20 protein-coding genes are annotated in these 25,275 nt (G+C 67.8%); 13 read left to right on the forward strand and 7 right to left on the reverse strand.

Annotated elements, in window-relative coordinates:
• The first annotated feature begins 38 nt into the window (after positions 1–38).
• The 5 genes from trxA (at position 39) to hemN (ending at position 4,551) form a co-directional block, all read left to right on the forward strand.
• Positions 39–410, forward strand: a complete 372-nt coding sequence (gene trxA, locus QZ588_RS00165; protein WP_295538307.1) for a thioredoxin — start codon at positions 39–41, stop codon at positions 408–410.
• A gap of 74 nt (positions 411–484) precedes the next feature.
• Positions 485–991, forward strand: a complete 507-nt coding sequence (locus QZ588_RS00170; protein WP_295538310.1) for a DUF1249 domain-containing protein — start codon at positions 485–487, stop codon at positions 989–991.
• Between the two features lie 258 nt (positions 992–1,249).
• Complete coding sequence (locus tag QZ588_RS00175) at positions 1,250–1,708, forward strand: Rrf2 family transcriptional regulator (protein ID WP_295538313.1); 459 nt, start codon at positions 1,250–1,252, stop codon at positions 1,706–1,708.
• Between the two features lie 313 nt (positions 1,709–2,021).
• Positions 2,022–2,957, forward strand: a complete 936-nt coding sequence (gene prmB, locus QZ588_RS00180) for a 50S ribosomal protein L3 N(5)-glutamine methyltransferase (protein ID WP_295538316.1) — start codon at positions 2,022–2,024, stop codon at positions 2,955–2,957.
• Between the two features lie 133 nt (positions 2,958–3,090).
• Entirely contained in the window at positions 3,091–4,551 is a 1,461-nt protein-coding gene (hemN, locus tag QZ588_RS00185) for an oxygen-independent coproporphyrinogen III oxidase (RefSeq protein ID WP_295538318.1), read from the forward strand.
• 27 nt (positions 4,552–4,578) lie between these two features.
• Here the strand turns inward: hemN and QZ588_RS00190 are convergent, their stop codons facing one another.
• From QZ588_RS00190 to QZ588_RS00205, 4 genes are all read right to left on the reverse strand, one after another.
• On the reverse strand, positions 4,579–4,785 hold the full coding sequence (locus QZ588_RS00190; protein ID WP_295538491.1) for a Trm112 family protein: 207 nt from the start codon (positions 4,783–4,785) through the stop codon (positions 4,579–4,581).
• Between the two features lie 223 nt (positions 4,786–5,008).
• The gene (gene zapE, locus QZ588_RS00195; protein WP_295538319.1) at positions 5,009–6,130 is read right to left on the reverse strand and encodes a cell division protein ZapE; all 1,122 of its coding nucleotides are present in this window, start codon (positions 6,128–6,130) and stop codon (positions 5,009–5,011) included.
• Positions 6,131–6,132: 2 nt separating this feature from the next.
• A complete protein-coding gene (locus QZ588_RS00200) occupies positions 6,133–6,627 on the reverse strand; it encodes a hypothetical protein (protein ID WP_295538322.1) in 495 nt (164 codons plus the stop codon).
• A 16-nt stretch (positions 6,628–6,643) separates the two neighbouring features.
• Entirely contained in the window at positions 6,644–10,174 is a 3,531-nt protein-coding gene (locus QZ588_RS00205; RefSeq protein WP_295538325.1) for an acyl-[ACP]--phospholipid O-acyltransferase, read from the reverse strand.
• Positions 10,175–10,373: 199 nt separating this feature from the next.
• Here QZ588_RS00205 and QZ588_RS00210 point away from each other — a divergent pair, with 199 nt between their 5' ends.
• On the forward strand, positions 10,374–10,826 hold the full coding sequence (locus tag QZ588_RS00210) for a DUF805 domain-containing protein (protein ID WP_295538328.1): 453 nt from the start codon (positions 10,374–10,376) through the stop codon (positions 10,824–10,826).
• 133 nt (positions 10,827–10,959) lie between these two features.
• On the opposite strand, the gene nadA is transcribed toward QZ588_RS00210, so the two are convergent.
• Positions 10,960–12,048 (reverse strand): quinolinate synthase NadA, encoded by a 1,089-nt coding sequence (gene nadA, locus QZ588_RS00215; RefSeq protein ID WP_295538330.1) that lies wholly within the window; start codon positions 12,046–12,048, stop codon positions 10,960–10,962.
• 268 nt (positions 12,049–12,316) lie between these two features.
• On the opposite strand from nadA, the gene nagZ reads away from it, so the two are divergent.
• Positions 12,317–13,441 (forward strand): beta-N-acetylhexosaminidase, encoded by a 1,125-nt coding sequence (gene nagZ, locus QZ588_RS00220; RefSeq protein WP_295538333.1) that lies wholly within the window; start codon positions 12,317–12,319, stop codon positions 13,439–13,441.
• Between the two features lie 66 nt (positions 13,442–13,507).
• Here the strand turns inward: nagZ and QZ588_RS00225 are convergent, their stop codons facing one another.
• Complete coding sequence (locus tag QZ588_RS00225) at positions 13,508–14,455, reverse strand: ROK family protein (protein ID WP_295538334.1); 948 nt, start codon at positions 14,453–14,455, stop codon at positions 13,508–13,510.
• A 21-nt stretch (positions 14,456–14,476) separates the two neighbouring features.
• The gene (locus QZ588_RS00230) at positions 14,477–15,931 is read right to left on the reverse strand and encodes a dynamin family protein (RefSeq protein ID WP_295538337.1); all 1,455 of its coding nucleotides are present in this window, start codon (positions 15,929–15,931) and stop codon (positions 14,477–14,479) included.
• 752 nt (positions 15,932–16,683) lie between these two features.
• On the opposite strand from QZ588_RS00230, the gene QZ588_RS00235 reads away from it, so the two are divergent.
• The 6 genes from QZ588_RS00235 (at position 16,684) to QZ588_RS00260 (ending at position 25,251) form a co-directional block, all read left to right on the forward strand.
• Positions 16,684–17,793, forward strand: coding sequence for an efflux RND transporter periplasmic adaptor subunit (locus tag QZ588_RS00235; protein WP_295538492.1), 1,110 nt, complete (start codon positions 16,684–16,686; stop codon positions 17,791–17,793).
• 139 nt (positions 17,794–17,932) lie between these two features.
• Positions 17,933–21,901, forward strand: a complete 3,969-nt coding sequence (locus tag QZ588_RS00240; RefSeq protein WP_295538339.1) for an efflux RND transporter permease subunit — start codon at positions 17,933–17,935, stop codon at positions 21,899–21,901.
• Positions 21,902–22,020: 119 nt separating this feature from the next.
• Positions 22,021–22,833: a hypothetical protein gene (locus QZ588_RS00245; RefSeq protein ID WP_295538342.1), complete on the forward strand. Its 813-nt coding sequence runs from the start codon at positions 22,021–22,023 to the stop codon at positions 22,831–22,833.
• A gap of 41 nt (positions 22,834–22,874) precedes the next feature.
• Positions 22,875–23,507 carry a ParA family protein gene (locus tag QZ588_RS00250; RefSeq protein ID WP_295538495.1) on the forward strand — a complete coding sequence of 211 codons (633 nt, stop codon included), beginning with the start codon at positions 22,875–22,877 and terminating at the stop codon, positions 23,505–23,507.
• 304 nt (positions 23,508–23,811) lie between these two features.
• Positions 23,812–24,237, forward strand: a complete 426-nt coding sequence (locus QZ588_RS00255; RefSeq protein ID WP_295538498.1) for a hypothetical protein — start codon at positions 23,812–23,814, stop codon at positions 24,235–24,237.
• A 90-nt stretch (positions 24,238–24,327) separates the two neighbouring features.
• Positions 24,328–25,251: a 5'-nucleotidase gene (locus tag QZ588_RS00260; RefSeq protein ID WP_295538344.1), complete on the forward strand. Its 924-nt coding sequence runs from the start codon at positions 24,328–24,330 to the stop codon at positions 25,249–25,251.
• Positions 25,252–25,275: the final 24 nt, after the last annotated feature.

The raw sequence follows: 25,275 nt of genomic DNA on the forward strand, positions 1-25,275 counted from the left end.
CTCGCCGGCCATGTGAACCAGGCGCTAGGAGTTGATCCATGGCCGTTGTAGAGCTGACGCAAGAGAATTTCGAATCCACCGTCGCGGACAATTCCTTCGTGGTTGTGGACTTCTGGGCGCCCTGGTGCGGTCCGTGCCGCACCTTCGCACCGGTATTCGAGAAGGTCTCGGAGGACCATGGCGACATCGTCTTCGCCAAGGTCAACACCGAAGAAGAGCAGCAGATCGCCGCACATTTCCAGATTCGCTCGATCCCGACTCTGATGATCTTCCGCGATCAGGTGATCATCTTCTCCCAGCCCGGTGCGCTGCCCGAGGGCTCGTTCCGCGAGCTTCTCACCAAGGCCGGCGAGCTGGACATGGACCAGGTGCGCGCCGACATCGCCGCCCAGCAGGACAGCAACGCCTGACACTCGTCAAGTCGAACGCCGGCCGCCGACCGCCCCGGGTGGGCGGCGGTGCCGTTACAGCCCACGTCCGCAGCATGCAAGTCCCCACAACCATCATCAGCAAGCTGGACCTCACCGGCGAGCAGCCCACCGTCGGCGTGCTGATGGCCTTGTGTGAGGAGAACTACCGCGCGCTCATGCAGCTCGTGCCACGACTGCCGAGCCTCTCCGGGGTGCAAATCTCCGGGCGGCCCGGGCATCCCTCCCTGCAGCTGGAGATCATCGAGCAGGCCCGCTACACCACCACGTTCCGTCTCACCCATCTGTTCCCCTCCGGTGGAGGTTGCTCGGACTGGCTGCCGGAGCCGGATGCGACGCTGAAGGCCTACCACGACGCCGAACAGGTGGAAGTGCTGGACCTGAGGCAGACGGCACTGCCCATTTTCAGCCATTACGACTCGCCGGCGCTGCGCGCCAAGTGGAAGGCCAACCTGTTCTTGTCCAAGTGGCTCGGCTGGTGTCGGCGCGACGGCCACCGGATCGGCCCCGATCCCGGCCGTCTCAACCACGTCGGCCCCACGCCTTCGCCATCGGTGGTATGAGGCACCGGGGGCGCCGGGGAACCATCTGGTATCGAGTCTGCCCAACCTCCCGACATACAGGTTTTGTCCAAGCCGCCCCGGCAAGTCATCGGAAAATTCACCGACGATGGGTTGACAACGGCGGTTACAAAACCAAGTTCCAGCCTAGGATATTCTATCGCGGCGAGCGGCAGCCCCGGGTGCCGGCATACCGGGCCGAGGGGTGGTCGCTGGAGAACTCGACGGCCCAGCGCCCCAACGCATTCAAGGCATCGCACCATGAGACTCTCAACCAAAGGTAGGTACGCGGTCACCGCCATGCTGGATCTGGCCCTGCACTCGGGCAAGGGGCCGGTGACACTCTCGGACATCTCGGTCAACCAGGGCATCTCCCTCTCCTATCTCGAACAATTATTCGCGTCGCTGCGCAGCAAGCAGCTGGTGCGCGGCATCCGCGGCCCCGGGGGTGGCTACTACCTTGGTAAGGCCGCGGACGACATCTCCATCGCAGATATCATCTGCGCCGTAGACGAGTGGGTGGAATTCACCCGCTGCGGTGGCCGCGAGAACTGCCGCGACGGCCAGCGCTGCCTCACCCATTCGCTGTGGGATCAGCTCAGCGACGAGATCTTCACTTTTCTCAGCGACATCAGCCTCGCCGATTTGGTGGAGCGCGGGCAGCGCGAGACGGCGGTGAACAGTAAGGGGCTGGTCGGCGGTAAACAACGCGCCGCCTGACACCACTCCCACCCGGCGTCACTCCCGTCCGACGTCAACCAGCATCGTGTCCGGGCCCGCTGCCCGGGCCACCCTCCCGGCCCGGGCACACCACACCCCGGGCACAGCTCCTTCGTGTCGACCAGTGTGGCTCGCGTCAACCCAGCCGGTGCGCGTGCACCACGAGCTGACCCGCGTCAATGCTCATGGCACTCTCCGGGCCACGCGCGATTTTGGTGCTATCCTTCGCCACCCACGGCGCTGACGCAGGTGACCCGCACCCCGCGCAAGTGCCACCGCCATGGCCGATGCGAGCAGGCCCTTGCAAGCCCAGATGCCAACCGAAACCGACGCGCTCACCACCATTGCCGATCTCGTGCGCTGGGGCGCGAGCCGGTTGACGGCGGCGGGGCTGCACTTCGGGCATGGCACGGACAATGCGCGCGATGAGGCCCATTGGCTCGTCGCCCATGCACTGCATCTGCCCTTCGAGCTGGCCGCCGTCTACGGCGGCTGCCACGTGACAGCCTCCGAGCGCGAGGTCGTTTTGGCGCTGCTGCGGCGGCGCGTGGACGAGCGTCGTCCGGCGGCCTACCTCACCGGCAGCACCCGCTTCGCCGGCCTCGACTTCGAGGTGGATGAGGCCGTGATGATTCCCCGCTCGCCACTCGCCGAGCTCATCGAGCAGGGCTTTGCACCCTGGACCGCGCCGGATGGCGTGCGCCGGGTGCTCGATCTCTGTACCGGCAGCGGTTGTCTCGGCATCGCCACGGCCATGCATCTGCCGTCGGCGCTGGTGGATCTGGCGGATATCTCGCCGGCGGCGCTGGCGGTGGCGCGGCGAAACATCGCCCGCCATGGCCTGCAGGGGCGGGTGCGGGCGCTGGAGTCGGATCTGTTCGCGCGCATCGGCGGCGACGACGATGACGGCTACGACATCATCGTGTCGAATCCGCCCTATGTGGGCGCCGCCGAGATGGAGACCCTGCCGCCGGAGTACGCCCACGAGCCGACCTTGGCGTTGGCCGCCGGGGAGACCGGGCTCGATCTCGTGCTCCGCATCCTGCGCGACGCCCCGGACTACCTGGCCGATGACGGTATCCTGGTGGTGGAGGTGGGCAACAGCGCCGATGCCCTGGCGGCGGCGCTGCCGGCCGTGCCCTTCACCTGGATCGACTTCGAGCACGGCGGGGAGGGGGTCTTCACCCTCGACAGCAGCACACTCGATGCCCATCACGACCAATTCGCCAAAGCCGTGGCGGCACTGTGAGCCTGGATGGATGCGAGCGCGACGACCGTGTGCATCGGTGGCGTGGTACGCTGCGTCGCTGAGCTGGCGGCTCATACCCGATAGACACAGAGTAACGAGACCCACCGCAGCGGGCTCGAGCTGGAGGATGACGATGCTTGACCACACCCGACCCACAGCCGGCGACCAGCCTGCCGACACGGGCACGCGTCCCGCGACCTCCGCCGGCGACGATCAGCGCACGGTGTTCGATCTTGACCTGATCAAGCGCTACGACCAAAGCGGTCCGCGCTACACCTCCTATCCCACCGCGGTGGAGTTCGATCCGGCCTTCGATGCCAGCCGCTATGCCGAGGTCTGCCGCGATACCAATGCCAGCGCCCGGCCGCTGTCGCTGTACTTCCATATTCCGTTCTGCGACACGGTCTGTTTTTACTGCGCCTGCAACAAGATCGCCACCAAGGATCGCACCCTGGTGCAGCCCTATCTGGAGCGCGTGTACAAAGAGATGGCGTTGCAGTCGGCGTTGTTCGATGCCGATCGGGTGGTCGAGCAACTGCACTGGGGCGGCGGCACGCCGACTTTCATGAGTCACGGGCAGATGCGCGCGCTGATGGATCAGACCCGCAAGCACTTCAGGCTGGCCGACGACGAGCACGGCGAGTATTCCATCGAGATCGATCCGCGCGAGGCCACCGGCGAGACGGTGAAACTGCTGCGGGAGATCGGCTTCAACCGCATGAGCCTGGGCGTGCAGGACTTCGATCCGAAGGTGCAGCAGGCGGTCAATCGCATCCAGTCGGAAGCGGAAACCATGGCGGTGCTGGAGGCGGCGCGCGCCGAGGGCTTCCGCTCCATCAGCATCGATCTCATCTACGGCCTGCCGCACCAAACCGCCGAGAGCTTCATGGCCACCGTGGAGCGCATCATCGCCGTTGGTCCCGATCGGCTGTCGGTGTTCAACTATGCCCATCTGCCCAAGCGGTTCATGCCGCAGCGCCGGATCAGCGACGACGATCTGCCGCCACCGGAGGTGAAGCTTCAGATCCTGCAGGCCACCACCGAGCGCCTCACCGAGGCCGGCTGGCTGTATATCGGCATGGATCATTTCGCCCGCCCGGACGACGAGCTGGCCCGCGCCCAGCGCGATGGCACGCTGTATCGGAACTTCCAGGGCTATTCCACCCACGCCGATTGCGACCTCATCGGTCTCGGCGTCACCTCCATCGGCAAGGTGGGCAACACCTATGGGCAGAACCGCCGCGAGCTCGATGCCTACTACGAGGACATCGACGCCGGCCGCCTGCCGGTGTTCCGGGGCATCGAGCTGAACCGCGACGACGAGATCCGCCGCGACGTCATCACCCGGCTCATCTGCCACTTCCGGCTCGACTTCGCCGACGTGGAGCGCCGGTGGGGCATCGACTTCCACGACTACTTCGGCCGCAGTCTGAGCAAGCTCCAGGGCATGCAGCAGGACGAGCTGCTCGAGGTGGACGCCGAGGGCATCGGCGTGCTGCCCAAGGGGCGGCTGCTGATTCGCAATATCTGCATGGCCTTCGACGCCTACCTGGAGGCGAAGCAGGGCCCCGTGGGCTTCTCCAAGGTCATTTGACGGGCACGTCCATGGGCCCGGAAGACTTTAGCGGGGTGTCTGGGATTTGCGGATGCGCTCCGCTTCTTCTTCCGAGAGAGGGCGCGCGTCCGACTCGATGAGAGCCGGAATGTCGTCGATGATGGGATAGGCGAGGCGGGCGGCCACGGAGATGAGCTCCTGCGTCTCGCGGTCGTAGACGAGGGGCCCCTTGGTGACGGGGCAGACGAGGATATCCAAGAGCTTTTTGTTCAGCATTGCATGTCTCCGGGTAAGGCTCTGACGCGCCGGCATCCGCTGCGCCCAGGGCCTGGTGGCAATGGCGCCGGCTCGTTGCGATTGGCTCGTTGCGATTGATCCGGTGCGATTGGTCGGGCACGGTTGGTGCGGCGGCTCACCGCGCGGATTGTACGCCGGCGACCCTGCACCTGTCCGTGCCCGATCGCCCGCCGACCCGACGTGGGCGCGCACCGCCGCCTCAACCGAGGTGGGCCCGGCCGATGTAGGCGTCGGTTTGCATCTCCGTCAGCCGGCTGCGGGTGCGCGCGAAGGCGAAGCCCATATCCCGGCCCCGATACAGCTCCGCGGGCGGCACATCGGCACTGCAGATCAGCGTGCAGGCACGGTCGTACAGGGCGTCCACCAGGGTCACGAGGCGGTGGGCGCGATCGCTCTGCTCGTCGTCCAGGGGGCGCAGATTCGCGAGCAGCACCGTGTGGAAGGCGCGCGCCAGCTCGACATAATCGTTTTTCGAGCGCGGAATGTTGCAGACCACATCGGCATCGAGCCAGACCACGCCTCTGGCCCAGGCCACCGTCGGGATGGGTCGATCATTCACCAGGACCGGGTCCGTGCGGGCGTCGGCGCCCGCCGTCAGCGCCGCAAAATGACGACCGAGCGCCGTATCCGCCGCCGCACCGGTGGGCGTGAGATACACCGGCGCCTGTTCCAGCTGGCGCAGGCGGTAATCCGTCGGGCCGTCCAGCGCCAGGATGCGGCAATGGCGGCGCAGCAGATCGATGGCGGGGAGGAAGCGCTCGCGTTGCAAGCCCGCCCGGTACAGCCCCTCGGGCGGCACGTTGGACGTGGTCACCAGGGTCACACCGTGCTGGAACAGGGTATCCAGCAGACCCGCCATGAGCATGGCGTCGGTGATGTCCTCCACCTGCATCTCGTCCAGACACAGCACCGGGTGCTCGGCGGCGAGCTGTGCGCCGATGTGGGTGAGCGGATCGCGTCGGCCGGCCATTCGCCGCAGACGCGCGTGCAGCTCCTGCATGAAGCGATGGAAGTGCACCCGGCGCTTCGCGGTGTGGGGCAGGGCGTCGTAGAAGAGGTCCATGAGCAGCGTTTTCCCACGGCCGACATCGCCCCAGAGGTAGAGTCCGGCGATGGGCGTGCGCAGAGGCGGGCGCCCGAGCAGTCGGCGGCCCCAGCGGCCGATGGGTGTGGGCGCGGCGGCCGCGCCACACAGCGCACCATGGACGGCTTCCAGGGCGGCGATGGCATGCTGCTGCGCCGGGTCCGTTTGCAGGCGGCCGGCGTAGATGGCGGCCCGATAGGCGGCGGCCGGGGTCATGGCGTCGGGCTTGTGCCGCAAGCTTAGTCTCCGGATGGATCCTGCGGGGGACTCGGGGCCGGGCCGGCGGTCGGCCCCGGGGCGGACGCCTTGATTGCATCGGCGCAGTCCTCGCTGAGGCCCAGGCTGACACGCTGTGCTTTGGCCGCATCCAGGAAAAGGCCGATATCGCGCTCGCGCCGGGCGGCGGTGAGGGTGCGCCCTTTGGCCGCCTCCCAGGCCGCGGCGATCCGCGGGTACAGTGCTTCGGCGTCCTGGCGCTCGCCCATGTCGCGCAGGATGGCCGCTTTCAGCGCCCAGGCGCTGTGGACGTTGTGCGCGTTGCCGCGGGCGATGGCGTTGTCGGTGAGCTGCAACGCTTGCGTGTGGCGGCACTTGCTGAGTGCGAGCAGGGCCAGGCGGTTATCCGGTCCCATGGGGTCCTCGCCGCAGCCGGCGAGCAGGGCCAGCGCCGCCAGCAGGCAGACCCCCTGGGGCAGACGGGGAAACAGACGCGGGATGCGGGCGTGGGTGTGCATGTTGGGGTCGTCGACGTCAGCGGTGCGCGTGGGCTGGGGCGGCGGCGGGCTGCGCCGCGGTGGCATCGTCAGGTCCGACACGGGCTTGCGCCAGGCGCACCGCGGCGGCGAAATCCGTCTTGCCGCTGCCCAGCGTGGGTACCGTGTCGACATTGACCACGGCGGACGGCAGCAGCAGCGGGCTGACGCCGGCATCGAGCAGCGCGGCGCGCAGCTGATCGGCGCTCAGGTCTGCGGCGAGCAGCAGCACCACCCGTTCGCCTTTTCTCGCGTCGGGCAGGGCGACGGCGCAGAGCGCCAGTTCCGGGCGGCCCAGGGCCCGGCGCACATGCGCCTCCACGGCGCCGAGGCTGACCATTTCACCGCCGAGCTTGGCGAACCGCGCGTAACGGTCGACGATGGTGAGGAAGCCGTCGGCGTCCAGATGCCCTTTGTCGCCGGTTTTGTACCAGCGCTGCCCGTCCAGCTCAACCACCGCGGCCCGGGTACGCTGCGGGTCGTGCAGATAGCCTTTCATGACCTGCACGCCGCCGATGAGGATGAGCCCGTCCTCACCGGTGGGCAGCGGCGCCAGGGTGTCCGGGTGGACGATGCGAAAGCTGGTGCCCGGCAGCGGCATGCCGACGGTGCCGGGCTTGCTGCCGGTCTGGATTTTCCAGTTGTTGAGCTCGATGGCGTCGGGGACGTTCACACTCGCCACCGGTGTGGTCTCCGTGGCGCCGTAGCCCTCGTAAATGCGCTTGCCGAACTTCACGGCGAAGGCATCGCGCACGTCGGGACCGAGGCGCTCGGCGCCGGCGACGACGATGCGCAGGCTATCGAGCATCAGGGGATGCACCCGATGGTGCTTGACATAGAGGCGCAGGAAGGTGGACGTGCTGCACAACACCGTCGCCCGGTAGCGGGCGATGGCCTTGGCGTTGCCCAGGGCATCGGTGGGATCGGGGTGACACACCATGGGGATGCCCTCCAGCAGGGGCAGCGCCGTGGTGGCCGTGAGACCGAAGGCATGGAACAGCGGCAGGTTCGAGAGCATCAGGTCGTCGGTCTCGGTGTTGAGGACATCGGCGATCTGGCGCACGTTGGCGAGGATGTTCCGGTGCGTGAGCTCCACGCCCTTAGGGTGACCTTCGCTGCCGGATGAGAACAGAATGGCTGCGGTGTCCTGCGGATGCAGCCGGCGACAGTAATGCGCCCGCAGCAGCCAGGCGGGCAGGACGATGGCGGCGGCGAGCATGATCAGGCCACTCACCTTGCCGACACCGGCACGGATGTCTTCCATCGCGTGCAGTTGCGCGCCGGCGAGCAATGTCCGCGCATCGATGCCGCGCCGCTCGAGCGTGCGCAGGAAGCGCTCGGCGGTGACGACGTGACGGATACCGGCGGTCTGCAGCGCCGCGCGCAGGGCCTGCGGCGTCGCCGTGTAGTTGAGATTGACCACCGTCTTGCCCGCCAGCCAAGCGGCGAGATTGGCGATGACACCGGCGCTGGAGGCCGGCAGTAAAATGCCCAGGTTCTGCTCGGGACAACGCTTGCGGATGGCCCCGGCGAAGACGAGCACCGCGGCGATGAGGCGGCGGTTGGTCAGGGTCGCACCGCTCGCGGCGTCGAGCACCACGGGCGTGCCGAGTCTGCGCTTGGCCGTTGCGAGCCAGGCGGCGGGCAGCGTCGGCAGGGTCTGCACATGCTCGGCCCAGGAGCTCACCGACAGCTCGATCACGGCCTGCTTCACCTGCTGGGCGTCGCTGGTGATGGGCAGGGTCGGGCCGAAGGCGACGATCACATCCCGCGCGCGGCCACCGCGGCGGCTGGCCTTGAGCTTCTCGCTGGCGTTGGAGAAACGGCTGCCCCAGAGGCCGCGCAGGTAGAACGGCAGGATCACACCGTCGGCACCCTGCGCGGCGCGCTCGAACCCGCGCTTGAACGCCGCCAGCTGCGCGTTCTTGCTGAGGGTGCCCTCCGGGAAGATGCACACCACCTCGCCGCGATTGATGAGCCCTGTGACGCGGCGCAGCGCGTGACCGCTGCTGGTGCCGGAGATGGGCACGACGCCGAAGAAGTCGAGAAACCACTTCAGCCACCAGCGCTCGTAGATGACCCGCTCCATGACGAAGCGCACGGGCCTGGGGCTTGCCATCTGCACCATGGCCCAGTCGATCCAGCTGATGTGGTTCCCGAGCATGAGCACGCCGCCCTGGGCCGGCATGTTGTCCAGCCCGATGACCTGGAGGCGGTAGCGCGTCGCCATGAGGCGGGCGATGAAAAAGCGCACCAGCGACTGCGGGAGCTGCCAGACCGTGTAGATTGCACCCCCCAGACCCACCAGTGCCAGCGCCAGCATGATGGCGCGGCTGCCGGTTTCGGCCAGGGCGGAGATGACCGTGACCACGAGCCCGGCCAGCATGATCCAGTGGAGGATGAAGTTCTTCGCCGCCAGCACCCGGCCCAGCTCACGCTCGCCGGCGTTGAACTGGATCAGGGCGTTGAGCGGGACGATGAACATGCCGGCGGCGAGCCCCAGCGCCAGGAAATTGATCCCGTGCAGCCAGGTGACGCCGATGGCGGGCAGCACGAACAGGGTCGCGGCGATGCCGAGCGCGCTGAAGGGAATCAGCCCCGTTTCCACATGATCGCGCGAGATGCGCCCGGCGATGGCGGCACCGACGATGATGCCGATGCCGGCGAAGGCCATGACCCCCTGGATGACCACGGTATTGGCTTCGCCCAGGCTGTCTTCCACAAAGGCCGGGAAGGCCGCCAGCAGCACCTGGGAGATGCCCCAGAAGACGCCGAGACCAATGATGGAGAGCCAGATGACGGCGTTGTCCCAGGCCGCATGCAGGTTATGTCCCAGATACCGTCCGCTGACATACTGCGACCAGTCGAAATGCATGGCGGGCGCGCCCGGGCGCTTGTCCGGCAGCCGGTAGGCCAGCGCCACTTCCACCAGCGAGCCCAGCACCAGGAACCAGCCGACGGGCGCGATGGTGCGGATGATCTCGTCCGGCGGCAGGCCGCTGCCGCCGATATCGCCGTTGGGTGTGGCCAGCAGCAGCTCGAACAGCACCGAAAAGCTCAGGATGCCGGCGAGGATGGCGATGCTGGAGCTGGCCTGCACCCAGGCGTTGGCGGGCGTCAGCGCCTCGATGCCGCAGAGCTCCTTGATGTAGCCGAACTTGGACGGCGAGTAGATGGCGCTTTGCAGCGCCAGCACGAAGGTCATGATGAATGCCGGCCAGAACAGCCCGAGGTAATAGCAGGCGGTGATGGCGAGGGTGATGCCGACGGCCACCCAGGCGGCGATGCGCATGACGCGGTTTTTCGGCCAGCGGTCGGCGAGCCATCCCGAGGGCGTGAACAACAGGATGAACGGGAGCAGAATCAGGGCGTTCACCAGCGCGGTCAGCCAGATCTGCTCCGGACCATCGTAGGCCTTGAACAGCGTGTTCTGGATGATGATCTTGTGGCCCAGATCGACGAAGCTGTTCAGGAACACCACCGCCACGAAGGGCAGGAAGCCTGGGGTACGCGTCAGTGTTGTGGTCACATTGAAGGCCTCTGCTGGCGCCGGCGCGGCGTGGCTGCGGCAGCGTGCATTCTAGCGGCGGATGGCCTATGTGTCGGCGCCCGGGGGGCGGCGCACGGGGGCGGCTGTAACGTGCTGCTGCCCGGGCCACTCGCGCTGACCTGCGCTTTTCCCGTAAGCTGGGCCGCTGTGGCAATGGCGCGGTCGATCGGGAGGCGGTATGTTCACAGCCCTGTGGGGTGAAATCCAGCACGGGCGGCTGCAACGGCTGCCCTTCCTCGTCTGGTATGTGGTTCTGGTGCTGCTGGTGGCGGTGCTGGCCTTCGTGCTGGGTGCGGTCATCGGCGCGGCGGAGCGCATGGCGGGCGGCGAGCCGCTGGAGACCCAGGTGGCGCTGGGCGAGAGCCTGGGTCCGGTGGGCGTGCTGGTGGTCGCCGCCGTGTTCGCGCTGCTGCTCCTGGGGCAGCTCAACATCATGGCCAAGCGGGTGCGGGACATGGGCCTGCCCATGGCGTGGCTGTTCGTGCTGGGATGGCTGTTGTTGTCCGGCGTCCTGTCCTCGGCGGGCGGGCCACTGGTGGGCGGGCTGCTCAGCCTGCTGGTGCTGGCGGCGTTGCTGCTGGTGCCGACGGCGACCTTCGCCCGCGACCAGCGGGGTGGGCGACGCCCCTGAGTCTGCGTGTGGCGTGTCCGCGCGCGCTCAGGGGGGGCCGCGCCCACCCGCTGGCACGGGCCGCGGGCGACGCCGCCGGGCCGGGTGGGGGGCGCGTTAAGGGGCGACGGCCTCGCCGCCGCCCGTGGCGGGCTCAGTCGCTGTCGCGTCGCGCGCCGATGCCGCGCTCGCGCGCGAAGTCCAGCATACGCTGGATGGGCACCACCGCACGCTGGCGGACGGCCTCGTCGATAAGGATTTCCTGGTCATGGGTACGCAGCACCTGCTCCAGGTTCTGCAGCGCATTCATGGCCATCCAGGGGCAGTGGGCGCAGCTCTCGCAGGTGGCCCCTGCGCCGGCGGTGGGGGCGGCGATGAGGCGCTTACCCGGCGCCAGCTGGTGCATCTTCCAGAAAATGCCCTCGTCGGTGGCGACGATGAACGCGTCGTTGGCCATTGTCTGGACGGCCTTGATGAGCTGTGTGGTGGAGCCGACCACGTCCGCCTGGTCGACGACTTCGTCCGGCGATTCGGGGTGCACCAGCACCGCCGCGTCGGGATGCAGGCGTCGCAGGCGATCGAGCGCGAAGCCCTTGAACTCTTCGTGCACCACGCAGGCGCCGTCCCACAGCAGCATGTCGGCGCCGGTCATGCGCTGCACGTAGTGTCCCAGGTGCTTGTCCGGCGCCCAGAGGATCTTCTCGCCCTGGGCATGCAGGTGCTCCACCACGGGCAGCGCGATGCTGGAGGTGACCACCCAGTCGGAGCGGGCCTTCACCTCGGCGCTGGTGTTGGCGTAGACCACGACGGTGCGATCCGGGTGTGCGTCACAAAACGCGGTGAAGGCGTCCGGCGGGCAGCCTTCATCGAGGGAGCAGGTGGCCTCGAGCGTCGGCATCAGCACGCGCTTCTCTGGATTGAGGATTTTCGCCGTCTCGCCCATGAACCGGACGCCACACACCACCAGGGTCCTGGCATCGGATTCGGCGCCGAAGCGGGCCATTTCGAGCGAATCCGCCACATGGCCGCCGGTCTCTTCGGCGAGTGCTTGCAGGTCGCCGTCGACGTAGTAATGGGCCACCAGCACCGCCTGCTGCTCGCGCAGCAAGGCCTTGATGCGTGCCTTCAGGGCGTCCTTCTCGGCGCTGCCCAGCGCGGGCCACTGCGGCTGCTGGGGCACCTGCATACGGTCCCGGGCCAGGGTCCTGAGATCCGGGTTATCGGTGGCGGCGGCGGTGGTCATGGTCGGTCTCCGTCTTGGCGGCGGTGCGGGCGCGGCGGTGCGGGGCTTTACCCAGAATCGCGGACGCGCCCGGACTCGGTGGGGCGGTATCGGTCTCATGGCTCGTTGCCATGTGACAGCGCCATGTCATGACCTTAGTGTATCCGACTGCCGAAGCTCGCGGGCGCGGCTGCGGGGGGTGCGCTGTGCGCGCCGGCGCCGGCGCGCCGCTATAATGCCGGGCCTGTCTCAGCTGCCGGCGCCGTCACGGGCGCCCGGGCTCGTCGCCATGCATGCTCAGCACCTCGCCGGCGGATGCTTCATCCTGGGCTTCGACGGCGTCGCCGTGGACGCGGCCCTCGCCGAAACCATCCGGCGCTGGCGCCCCGCGGGATTCATCCTGTTCCGGCGCAACATCGCCACCCCCGGGCAGGTGGCGCGGCTGTGCGCGGACTTGCACCGGCATTACCCGGCGGATGAGCCGCCGCTGATCAGCGTCGACCAGGAGGGTGGCCGGGTGGCGCGGCTGCGGGCGCCGTTCACCGAGCTGCCCGCGGCGCGGGTGCTGGGACGGGTGTATGCGCTCACGGGCTCCCTGGAGCTGGTGCGGGCGGCCGCCGCCGTCACCGCCGCCGAGCTCACCAGCGTTGGTATCAATGTCAACTATGCGCCGGTGCTGGATGTGGACAGCAATCCGGCGAATCCGATCATCGGCGACCGTGCCTATGGGCCAACGCCGGCGCTGGTCTCGACCGTGGCATCGGCCATCATCGCGGTTTACCAGGCCCACGGCCTCCTGGCCTGTGGCAAGCATTTCCCCGGCCACGGCGATACCGCGGTGGATTCGCACCAGACCCTGCCCATCGTGCCGCGGGAGCATGAATCCCTCGAGGACATCGAGCTGCCCCCCTTCCACGCGGCGGTGGCCGCCGGGGTGGGCGCGATCATGACCGCACATGTGCTTTACCCGGCGCTCGACCCCGACTGGCCGGCGACGCTGTCGCCGCCCATCCTCACGGGGCTGTTGCGCGGGCAGCTGGGGTTCGACGGGCTGATCGTCACCGATAACATGGAAATGCGCGGCGTCTGGGGGCGCTGGTCCGCCGCCGAGCTGACCCGTCGCGCGGTGGGCGCCGGCTGCGATCTGTTCATCGGCGGCGGCGGTGGGCTCGACGGCCGCCGGCCGCAAACCCACATCCAGTTCGCGTTGATGGAAGCACTGGCGGCGCAGATCGCGGCGAAGGAGATACCAGCTGCGGCGGTGGAGACGGCACTGGAGCGTATTCGCCGCGTCAAGGCCGCCATCATTGGCCGGCGCCCGCGGCTGGACGCGGCGGCGGTGGATGCGGCCATTGGCACGGCGGCGCACCAGGCGGTGGCGGCGGCGCTGCGGCGTGCCGCGGGATTGGTCTGATGCATGGCCGCGGGCGCTGGCGGGATGACCGGTCGCGCTGCCGGGGCCGGGGCCTCATCGCCGCGCCTAACCGGCGCCGTCGGCTGCTGCGGGCCAAAGCATGGCCGCGCCACGCACGCCGCTGCTGTCGCCGAAGTGCGGCGGAATGATCCGCGTCGCGAGGCCGTCGGAGAAGACGTAGCGCTCGATCACGGCCGGGAGGTTGTCGTACAAGCGCGACAGTTTGGAGAGGCCGCCCCCCAGCACGATGACCTCCGGGTCCAAGAGATTGATCACCGCCGCCAGCGCCCGGCCCAGGCATTGCTCGTAACCCACGAGCGCGGCCTCGGCCTCGCCGTCGCCGGTCGTTGCCGCCGCGGCGATGGCCGCCGCATCCAGTTGTCGCCCGGTCGCCCGCGCAAAGGTGGCGCTCAGCGCCGGTCCCGAGCAGAAGGTCTCGATGCAGCCGCGCTTGCCGCAGTAGCAGTGCGGGCCGGGCCATTCGTGGGGCTGGGGCCAGGGCAGGGGATTATGGCCCCATTCCCCGGCGATGGCATTCGGCCCCTGCAGCAGGCGCCCGTGCACGACGATGCCGCCACCGGTGCCGGTGCCGATGATGACGCCGAAGACGCTCACCGCACCGGCGCCGGCGCCGCCGGTGGCTTCGGAGAGTGCAAAACAGTCCGCATCGTTGGCGATGCGCACGGGCCGGTGCAGCCGTGCGGCGAGATCCGACGCCAACGTGCGCCCGTTCAGCCAGATGGAATTGGCATTGCGCAGCCGGCCGTCGAACGGCGAGATGGCACCGGGCGTGCCGACACCGACGCCGGCGGCGCAGGGCGCGTGCTGCGACAGTGTCGTCACCAGCTCGGCGATGGCGGCCAGGGTGGCATCGTAGTCGTGCCGGGGGGTGGCGACGCGGCGGCGGTGTCGTAGTGCGCCGTGCGCCGTCAGGACGGCGCCCTCGATCTTGGTGCCGCCGAGATCGATGCCGATGCGCCCCGGCGCCGGTGCATTGCGGTGGCACTGCTCCATGCGCGGCGTGCCGTTGCCGGCTCAGTCCTGGAGTCCCTTGGGATTGGTGAAGCGCTCGTTCAGGCTTTGCACATAGGTCTCGCAGTCGTGCAGCACGTCGCTGATCAGGCGCTCACAGCGTTGACTGAAGCCGAAGGGACGCCCGGAGAATTCACGGCCCCAGCGCTTGGTATTGGCGGCGAAGGCGGCCAGCACGTCGCCGGGCAGCGCCTTGTTCTTGGCTTCGCGACGCAGCCACGGGCGTAGCGTGGCAGCGGCGAGGCTGCGGACGCCGAAATGCAGTCCCAGGAGCGCCAGCAGGGCCGCGCCCTCGGCATATTGGAGCGCATGATCGATGCCTTGAGCCCGCATCCAGGCGAGCCAGTCGGGCTGATAGCTGAGCCCTTCCCAGTGCCCGGCGGCGATACTCCAGCCCAGGAATGAGCCCACCACCGCAAGCAGGACAACGATGTCCAGCCATAGCGTACGGGAGCGCCACCTGCGCACGGCGCGTGTCAGTGTCGGCAGGGTCTCATCGGCGAGCTCATTGGCGATTGCCCGCAGCGATGCCACGATGCGATACGCTCGCTCCACTTCCACCTGATCGATGCGCTGATAGATCTCCGCCAGGTCCGCATCGCGCTTCGCTTCGAAGCGCTGCCGGCGGGTATCGTCGGCGATGGGTGGCTTTGATGGGCTGAACGATGTGAAAAAGCGCCCCGTGGTCATGCCCACCTCGCCCAGGGCCCGCAGCCATGCCGCCACCACATCCTCGGGGTTGTCCTCGGTCGCCGCGGTATCCAGTTGGTTCAGCACGAACAGGAATTTGCTCGAGTCGGGGCGGTGCTTCGTCGCCGCCACCAGATGCTGCAGCGTGTCGCGCATCGCACCGGGCTCGGGGTGACGGGCATCGAACATGACGATGACCAGATCGGACAGGCCAATCATGTGGTCGGTAATGCTCAGGATGGCATCACGCTGAGCATCCGCGTCGAACCCGGGGGAGTCGATGACGATCTTGCCCTTGAGCCGGTCACTGCGGCAGGTCTTGAGCTGCAGGTAGGCGTCGATGCGCTTGCCCTCGCCACCGGCCACACGCTCGATCTGCTGCGACATCTGATAGAACGGGAAGCGCGGGTCGGAGTCGAGGGAGATGCCCGGCAGGGCATGGCTGCGGCTCTCGGGACTGTAGACGATGACCGTGAAACGGTCATCCACCGCCTGGTTGCCCGTACGCTGCAGGTTTTGCCCCAGAAAATCATTGATAAACGTCGATTTTCCCGCAGAGAACGTCCCCAGGACCGAGATCAGCGGCCACCAGGGGACCTTGCTCGCGAAGGATTGGTTCCGGGGCAGCAGATGCAGGTCGTAGGCGACCTGGTCGAGGGTACGGAAGCTCTGCACGGCGTTGAGCAGGATCGGATTCTCCTGCTCCAGGTGGGTCTCGAGGTCGCTCAGGCGTTGCTGCACAGTTTCCGGTCCGAGCGCAGAAGGCATCGGCGGTGTCCTCTTCGTTGAAGCTGGGCTCTCCGTCGGCATCGACACGGCTGCACCGGCGCCCGGGGCTGACAGCGCAGGCGGCGGGCGGTCGCACGAACGGTGCGCGAGCGGGTGTCACCCATTACTATACGACGGGATGCGCGGCATCGGGGCATCGTCGGCCAGCGCCGGCAAGCCCGGGTTTGCCGAATGCAGTCAAACGCTTGTCGCCAGCACGGCCGCATCCGCACCGGTGCCATCAGGGCAAAGGCTTGATTTGGATCGGGTTCATGGCTCGTTTGCTTGAAGTCGTAGGCCGATTCCGAGATACTAACCCGCCGGAGCGTGGCCACAGCTTCTGCGTTGATGACATAAAGATAAACGGCGCGGGCGCCGATGCCGGCCGAGGGCCATCGGGCCGAGCCCAACCGGACCCAGCGTCATCGGCCCAGCATCGCCGGACCAGCATCATCGGACCAGCGTCATCAGCCCAGCATCATCAGCCAGGACACGACCGGACCGGGCACAACCGCCACCGCCCCCAACCGGCTGTCGCATCAATCGCCCGAGCGGTCACTGGCATACGCAGGCCTGTGCTGCGATCATTGCGCCCGGGCGTCGGCTGGCCCACGTCCGGGCGTCGGGTGCAAAATGGTCAAAGCCGCAACCCGCACAACACATTCCGCTGCCTTCAGGAACCCGTACACATGGGCAAAACCTCCCTCGTCGCTGTTCGGCTGCTCGCTGCCTGTCTCTTGCCGCTGTTTGCCATGGATGCCGCCGCGCAGGGCGCCGACGGCGTCCACGTCGTCAAGCAGGCGGAAGGGCTGCCGACGGTCTCGGTCGGCGGCACCGTCATCCCCTACAAAGAAGTCACATTCGCCGCACAGCTGCCGGGCCGGGTCCAGTACATCGCCGGCATCGAGGGCGACGATTTCGACGAGAGCGACACCCTGGTCGCCCTCGACGACAGTGAGCTCCGGGCCAAGCGCGAGGCATTGGTGGCGCAGCTGGCCACCGCAGATGCCCAGCTGCGAAACGCCGGTGTGCAATACGGCCGTGAGCTGTACTCGCCGCGCTCGCGGTCATCGCCCGGCGGCATGGGGGTGCCGAATCTGTTCGATCAGTTCTTCACCCGCCCCATGGAAGACTTCATCGGCGACCGCGACCAAGACGCCGAGCTGTCGGCGGATCTGTACGCATCCGGCACGCAGATCCAGGAGGCGCGCAACGCCATGATGGCGCTGCAGGCCGAGCTGCGAGCCCTCGACTCCAAGCTGCGCGACGCGCGCGCGGTGGCGCCGTTCGACGGGGTCATCGTCAAGAAATTCATCGAAGTCGGCGATACGGTGCAGCCCGGCCAGCCGCTCCTGAACTACGCCGATGTCGAGTACCTGCAGGTGGAAGTGGACATCCCCGCGCGGCTGCGTCCCGGCCTGCGCGAGGGCATGATGCTGCGCGCTGAGCTCGATGTGCCCGCGCGTGCCGGCACCGGCGGCGACGGTGTGCCCGTGCGCGTGGCTCAGATCTTCCCCATGGCCGACCCGCAGCGCCATACGGTGAAGGTCAAGTTCGATCTGCCCCAGGGCGTCTCGGAGCCCGGCATGTACGCGAAAGTGCTGGTGCCCGACTTCAATGCACCGGCGCGCGTCAACCCCGTCGTGCCCCGGTCCGCCGTGCGCTTCAATGGCAGCCTGCCCGGGGTCTACGTGCTGGATGAGCAGGGCAACCCGGAGCTGCGCCTGATTCGGCTCGGCGAGCCGCGGCCGGACGCCATGGTGACGGTGCTCAGCGGCCTGCGTCCCGGCGAGCGCATCCTGCAGAACCCGGGCGCGGGCATCACCAGCAATTGGTCCCGCAGTGGCGACGGGGGCCGCTGATCCCCCAGCCCGGGGTCGCGCGCCAGTCAGCGCGCGCTAGACCATCGCCGCCGCGCTCCACTCGGGCCGCGGTGGATTATGGCGCCCAACCCCCTCGCCGGGCGCCGCTTCGCCTTCACACCGAATCCGATACCGAGTCATGAGCCAGGACGACAGCACCCGGGCCAACGCCGGGACCCATCCAAACAGCGATCCGCCCTACGACGAGGACAACCTTGGTCTTGCCGGCCGCACGGCGCGCTTCTTCCTCCGCTCGCCACTGTCGCCGCTGTTCTACGTCGCGATGCTGATGATGGGCCTGCTCGGGCTCATCGCCACACCCCGTCAGGAGGATCCGCAAATCTCGGTGCCCATGATCGATATCATGGTGCAGTATCCGGGGGCGTCGGCGGAGCAGGTGAGTAACCTCGCCATGCAGCCGCTGGAGCGGATGATCAGCGAGATTCCGGGGGTGGACCACGTCTACTCCGCCGCCGAGCGCGGCCAGGGCCTCGTCACCGTGCAGTTCGAGGTGGGTGAGGAGATGGGGCCGTCGTTGGTGAAGGTGAACGACAAGCTCGCCTCCAACAGGGACAAGATCCCGCCCGGGGTCATGCCGCCCCTGGTGAAGAGCAAGGGCATCGACGACGTGCCCATCGTGACACTGACGCTATGGTCGAAGGATGTGGACGGTGATGGGCGGCCGGACGTCGATGACGGCCAGCTTCGGCTGCTCGCACAGGATGTGCTGCAGGTGCTCAAAGAAGTGCCCGATACGGGGAATGCCTTCATCGTGGGCGGGCGCCGCGAGCAGGTCACCGTGGATGCCTTCCCCGAGCGGTTGTCCGGCTACCGCATCAGCCTCGGCGATGTGGCCAACACCATCAACACCGCCAATGCGGAGGCGACGGCCGGCGGCGTCGAGTCCAGCGGCGCGCATTTCTCGGTGACGACGGGCTCCTTCCTCAAGAGCGCAGACGAGATCGCCCGGCTCGTGGTGGGCACGTACAACGAGATCCCCGTCTACGTCTACGACGTGGCCCAGGTGCAGCGCGAGCCCGAAGACGCCAAACAGTTGGTGGCCTACTACACCGGGCCGGCGGCAGCGGACGGGGTCAAGGCGGACGGCGTGCCGGCGGTGACCATCGCCATCGCCAAGAAGGAGCTCACCAATGGTGTCACGGTCGCCAACGCCATCATGGACAAGGTGGAGGAGCTCAAGGGCGGGCGCATCCCCAACAACGTCGAGGTGAGCGTCACCCGCAACTACGGCGAATCCGCGGACGAGAAGGTCTCGGACCTCATCAAAAAGCTCTTCATCGCAACCTTTTTCGTCTTCCTGCTGGTGCTCGCCGCCTTCCGCGCCCTGAAGCCGGCCATGGTCGTGCTGTTGGTGATCCCGGTGGTGCTCCTGATGACCATCTTCATGGCTTGGGTGACCAACTACACCATTGACCGCGTCAGCCTCTTCGCGCTCATCTTCTCCATCGGTATCCTCGTCGACGATGCCATCGTCGTGGTCGAGAACATCTATCGGCGCTGGCTGGAAGAGGGGCGCACCGACGATCACACCGCCGTCGACGCCGTGCGCGAGGTGGGCAATCCCACCATTCTCGCCACCTTCACGGTCATCGCCGCGCTGCTGCCCATGGGCTTCGTCAGCGGCATGATGGGCCCGTACATGGAGCCGATTCCGGCCCTCGGCTCGGTGGCCATGCTGATCTCCCTGTTCGCGGCCTTCGTATTCACGCCGTACCTGGCCATTTCCAAATGGCTCAAGCCATCCATGCGCTATCTCGAGATTGCTGAGAAGCGCGAGCATCGCGAGGCCGAGGGCCTCGAGAAGCTCTACGTGGCCATCCTGGTTCCGCTGATCGAGAGCAAGGGCAAACGCTTCCTGTTCAAGCTGATCATGTGGGGCACCTTCCTGTTCACGCTGTCGTTCTTCTACTTCCAGTGGGTGCCGGTGAAGATGCTGCCGCTGGACAACAAGCCGGAGTTCTCGGTGGTGCTGGACATGCCCGAGGGCACGGCCCTGCCGGTGACGGCCAATCTGGCCCATCGCATGGCCGAGAAGCTGCGCACCATCCCCGAGGTGACGGCGCTGCAGCTCTATGCCGGCACGGCGCGCCCGTTTGACTTCAACGGCATGGTGCGCCACTACTACCTGCGCGATGACCCCTGGCAGGGCGAGCTGCAGGTCCAGCTCAAGAACAAGAAAAAACGCGAGCGCTCCAGCCACGAGATCGCCGTCGAGGCCCGTAACCTGCTCAGGCCCCTGGCGGACGAGAGCGGCGCACATATCGCCGTCGTGGAAATGCCGCCCGGGCCGCCGGTGCTGCAATCGGTGGTGGCGGAGGTGCACGGGCCTTCGCCGGAGGTCCGTCGGGACTTCGCCCGCGAGCTGACGGATATCTTCGCGCAGGCAGAGAGCACCCGCGACGTGGATAACTATATCCGCGAGCCCTTCGATTACTGGCGCTTCGAAGTGGACACCGAGAAAGCCGTCCGCCGCGGCATCTCCGTGGACGCCATCAACCAGAACCTGGCCATGGCCCTGGGCGGCGCCACCCTGGGTGATGTCAAGATGAAGTCGGGCCACGAGCCGGTGAACATCGTGCTCCAGGTGCCGCTGGCCGAGCGCTCCCAGATCGACCGCCTGGGCGACCTGCCCATCCGCTCCAACGCGGGCTTCACGGTGCCGTTGCGCGAGCTCGGGCGCTTCGAGCGCGTGCCCGAAGAGCAGATCATCTACCGCAAGGACTTGCGCGCCATCGAATATGTCGTGGCCGACGTGGGCGGCGACCTGGCGGCACCGGTCTACGCCATGCTGCAGGTCCAGGATCGCCTCGACGCCATGGGCTATGTCGCACCCGACGGCACGGTGCCCAAGGCATACTGGCTCGGGCCGCCGCCGACGGACCGCGTCACCGGGTTCGAATGGACCGGCGAGTGGACGGTCACTTACGAAACCTTCCGCGACATGGGCGCCGCCTTCGCCGTCGCCCTGGTGCTGATCTACATCCTGGTGGTCTGGGAGTTCGGTAACTTTCGGATTCCGCTGGTCATCATGGCACCCATTCCGCTCACCCTGCTCGGCATCATCCCGGCACACTGGTTGATGTTCGAGCTCGGGCTGGGTGGCGAGTTCACGGCCACCTCCATGATCGGCTGGATCGCGCTCGCCGGCATCATCGTGCGCAACTCCATCCTGCTTGTGGACTTTTCCGTCCACGAGGTACAGAAGGGCGTGCCGGTGGCCGAAGCGGTGATCCGCGCCTGCAAGACCCGCACGCGGCCCATCGTCATCACCGCCCTGGCGCTGGTGGCGGGCTCCAGCGTCATCTTCACCGACCCGATCTTCCAGGGCATGGCCATTTCCCTCTCCTCGGGGGTGCTGGTCTCCACCTTGCTGACCCTCATCGTCATTCCGCTGGGCTGCGTCGCCGCGAGCCGGGATCTGTGTGAGGTGGCCGTGGCGAGTGCGCCCCGTGGCACGACGGTGCCATGCGCCGAAGAAATGCTGGAGGACGAGCGCGAGACGAGCGAGACCCGTTCGCAGGGCGCACCCGCCCCCCGGCCCGAGTCCTCATCGTCGCTGCTCGGCAAGCTGGGTGGTGCGCTGATGATGCTGTTCTACCTGGTGCGCGGCCTCTTCCTGCTGCTGTTCGACTGGCTGAAGACCTTGCTGCGGGGCAAGCGACAGCCCCCCGCGGGCCAGGGTCCGAAACCGGGCGGCGGTGGCTCGGGTGCCGCGCCGCAGGGCTCGCCGAGCGGCGATGGTGGCGCGGCCGCATCCAGCGGCGGTACGCCGCACGCGGGTGATGCTGCCGCCGGCGATGTGACCCATCATCAACGCAGCGCCGAGGCCGAGGTGCAAAACGCGCTGCGCACGACTGACACAGGGACGCCCGCGGCGGCGGCACCAACCCCAACCGGGGCAGCCGATACGGCGCCGGCGGCTGCGCCCACGAAGAAGGCCGCGGCCAAGGGCAAGGCGCCGCAGCGCGCCACCAAGAAAAAGGCGTCTTCGCGGCCCGCGACGGCGGCCAAGCCCAAGACGGCGAAGGTACAAAAGAAGACTGCGCGGCGCGGGATTCGCCTCAAGACGGACGATGACGCAGAGTAGGCGCTCACGTCTCGCCATACCGCCGTGCAGTGGAACAGTGCCAGTGCGGCTAGACTGAAGACGACGACCGCGTCCGTTGCGGTCGATGCGAATGGACCTGGCCGCTGGTGGTGCTCCTCATGCTGAGAATTCTGGCTTCAACCCTGTGCTGTGCATCGGCCCTGCTCGTGGCGAGCCCGCTATTGGCCGCCGACTTCGGCGGTGCGCCGGACCCGGGCTGGTATCAACAGGGCAGCGGTTACTTACCCGACGAGCGCCCGGGCCGGCGAGGCGGTGTCGGTGACGCCGAGGGCGGTGGTTATGGCGGCGATGCCTTCGGCAGAGATCGCGGCTTCCGCTACGGCGGCGATGAACCGCCCTCCGCCTGGAATCCGGGCGGCGGCGCATTCGCGAGCGGCTGGCGCGACGGCGATGGCCGGCAGCCCGAGCGCTATGCGACACCCCCGGTGTCGGGCGACCCACCACCGCAACGGCGCTCGCCCGATGGCTACGGCGCGCCGGATTGGGCGCAACAGCCGCTGCCCCGGGCGCGGAGCCAGACGGGTGCTGCGCAGGGATGGCGCGACGACTGGACCTTCGAGCAGCAGCCCTGGCTCGCTGACGATGGCTACGACACGGCGGGGCAGGATGTCTGGCGGCTACCGCCGGCACGGCCCCGTTACCGCTTCCGGGAGGATCCGGACCTGGAGCAGCGCCTGGGCGAGCAGCGCCTGGGCGGTTACCGCTTCCGCCCGCTCACCGACAGGGAGCGGGCACGCCAGCGCGAGGCGGAGGGCGGAGCCTGGCTCGCCGAGCCCTATCCGGAGCGCCGCTACCGCTCACCGCAGCGCCGGCGTAATGGCGGCGGTGCAACGGCCTTCGGCTATGCCCCGGAATCCGTCGGCAGTCCGCCGGAGGATTTTTACCGGCGCTACTATCGCAGCGGTCCTTGAGCCGATCGCAATCGTCGCTGCTTCAGGAGATCGAGACCCGCATGATCACGGTGGTAGGGAGCCTGAAGGGAGGCTCTGGCAAAAGCACGCTGACCTTCAATCTTGGTGTGTGGCTGGCGATGGCCGACGTCGACGTCCAGCTCCTGGACGCAGACCCCCAGGCGACACTGACCGACGTCACCGAAGTACGCACCGAAGAGGACTTCGAGCCGACGCTGCTGGTGCGCGACCGCGACGCCCTCACGCCCGAGGGCCTGGCCGAGCACGAAGAAAGCATCATCGACATCGGCACGGCGGACATGGATGCGGTGCGCACGGCGCTGACGCTGTGCGATCGGGTGGTGGTGCCCGTGCCCCCGTCCCAGGCCGACATCTGGTCGACACAGCGGTTCGTGCGTCTGGTGCGGTCGGCGGAGCGCAGCAAGCCCGCCGAGATCATCGGCTTCATCAATCGGGGGGATACGCATCATGCCGTGCGCGAGACCAACGAGGCGGCCGCCGCCCTGGTATCCCTCCCCGACGTGCGCTACATCAAGCCGCGCCTGTCCCAGCGCACGGTCTTCCGGCGCTCCTTCAGCGAAGGGCTCGCCGTGTTCGAGCTGGACCCGCGTGGCAAGGGCGCCAAAGAGTTCTATGCCCTCGCCGCAGCCCTTTTCCCACACCTGCTGAGCTGATCGTCGGAACACCCGTCGTGCGGTGGGAATTCCCGGGCTTTGTGATAGTCTCTATTGACGAACACCCGAAGACGCGCGCCGCCGGCGCCTCCAGCGCGCACCCCGACCCGCGTGCAGGGGCCGCCCCTCGCTCGAGCGGGGCGCCCCCGGTGATCGTCGCAGAACAAAAGAGACCCGCACTGAGGCAACCAAGGCGATGGCGCATCCCACACCCGACTCCGACCCCGGCGCGCCGCAGGCATCCGGTTATGCGCCGGACGCACTGCAGGCCGAAGCCACGGATTCCCAGGCCAACGCCTTCGCCATGGACCGGCTGTCCCAGGCCTTCGAGAACAGTGCCAGGCGCTGGGAGCTCATCGTCTATCCATCGCTGTTCGCCTTCATCATCCTCGCAGCCTATGGCTTCTATCTGGTGTTCAGTCTGGCGAAAGACGTCCACTACCTCGCCATCAGCGTCGACTCCAACATGACGGTGCTGGCGAGCAATATGCAGTCCATCTCCGACAATATGGGCCAGATCAGCTCCAATGTGCGCACCATGGCCGTGGGCGTCGACTCCATGGCCCGAGACGTGAGTGTGCTGGAGCCGATGTTGACCAATATCCAGGGCATGGAGCAGTCCATGCAGTCCATGACCTATACGACCGCCAACATGCGGGATGATCTCGGCAGCATGAACCGCAACATCGGGCGGCCGATGCACTTCATCAACAGCTTCATGCCCTGGTGACCCCCGCATCAGGCTGCCGCCCCGAGAACCCCCGCCGCAGCGCGCGCCAGCGCCGGGCGCCGCCCGCGCATCAGCGCGCACGGGCCTGACATGGACGACGAGCACCGCGCCGACGCCAGGGCCATCCGCTTGACGGTGGCCATCTCATCACGGGCCCTGTTCGACCTCGACGAGTCCCACGCCGTCTTCGAGCAGGAGGGCGTCGACGCCTACCACGCCTATCAGGTGGCGCGGGAAAACGAGGTGCTCGCGCCCGGCGTGGCCTTCGCCCTGGTGCAAAAGCTGCTGGCGCTGAACGAGCGCATCGGCGACGCCGGGCGGGTCGAGATCATCCTGTTGTCCCGCAACAGCTCCGATACCGGGCTCAGGGTGTTCAACTCCATCCGCCATCATGGCCTGGAGATCACCCGCGCGGCCTTCACCAATGGCGCCAGCCCCTACCGTTATGTGAGCGCCTTCGATGCGCACCTGTTCTTGTCGGCGGACCCGGACGACGTCCGCCAGGCGCTGGCGGCGGGCTGCGCCGCGGCCACACTGATGCCGGCCCCGGCCAAGTCCGCCGGCGGCGCCGACGCCCCGGTTCGGATCGCCTTCGACGGCGATGCCGTGTTGTTTTCGGACGAGGCCGAGCGCGTCTACCGCAGTGAGGGCCTCGCCGTGTTCAATGCGCGTGAGGTGGCCGCCGCCGCCGTACCCCTGTCCGCCGGACCCTTCAAGGGCTTCCTGCTGGCGCTGCACCGCATCCAGGCCCTGTTCCCGCCCCGGGATGCCCCGCTGCGCACGGCGCTCATCACCGCCCGCGGGGCGCCGTCCCACGAGCGCGTGATTCGCACCCTCAGGGACTGGGGTATCCGCATCGACGAGGCCCTGTTTCTCGGCGGCCTGCCCAAGGGCGCGTTCCTGGAGGCCTTCGACGCGGATATCTACTTCGATGATCAGGAGGGACACTGTGCCGATGCCCGCGGGCGGGTGGCCACCGGCCATGTGCCGCACGGCATCGCCAATGCCGGCTGAGACGCGGCGGCTGCGGGGGCGCCG

It is taken from the genome of uncultured Thiohalocapsa sp., assembly GCF_913062725.1.
In the GTDB taxonomy this organism is placed as follows: domain Bacteria; phylum Pseudomonadota; class Gammaproteobacteria; order Chromatiales; family Chromatiaceae; genus Thiohalocapsa.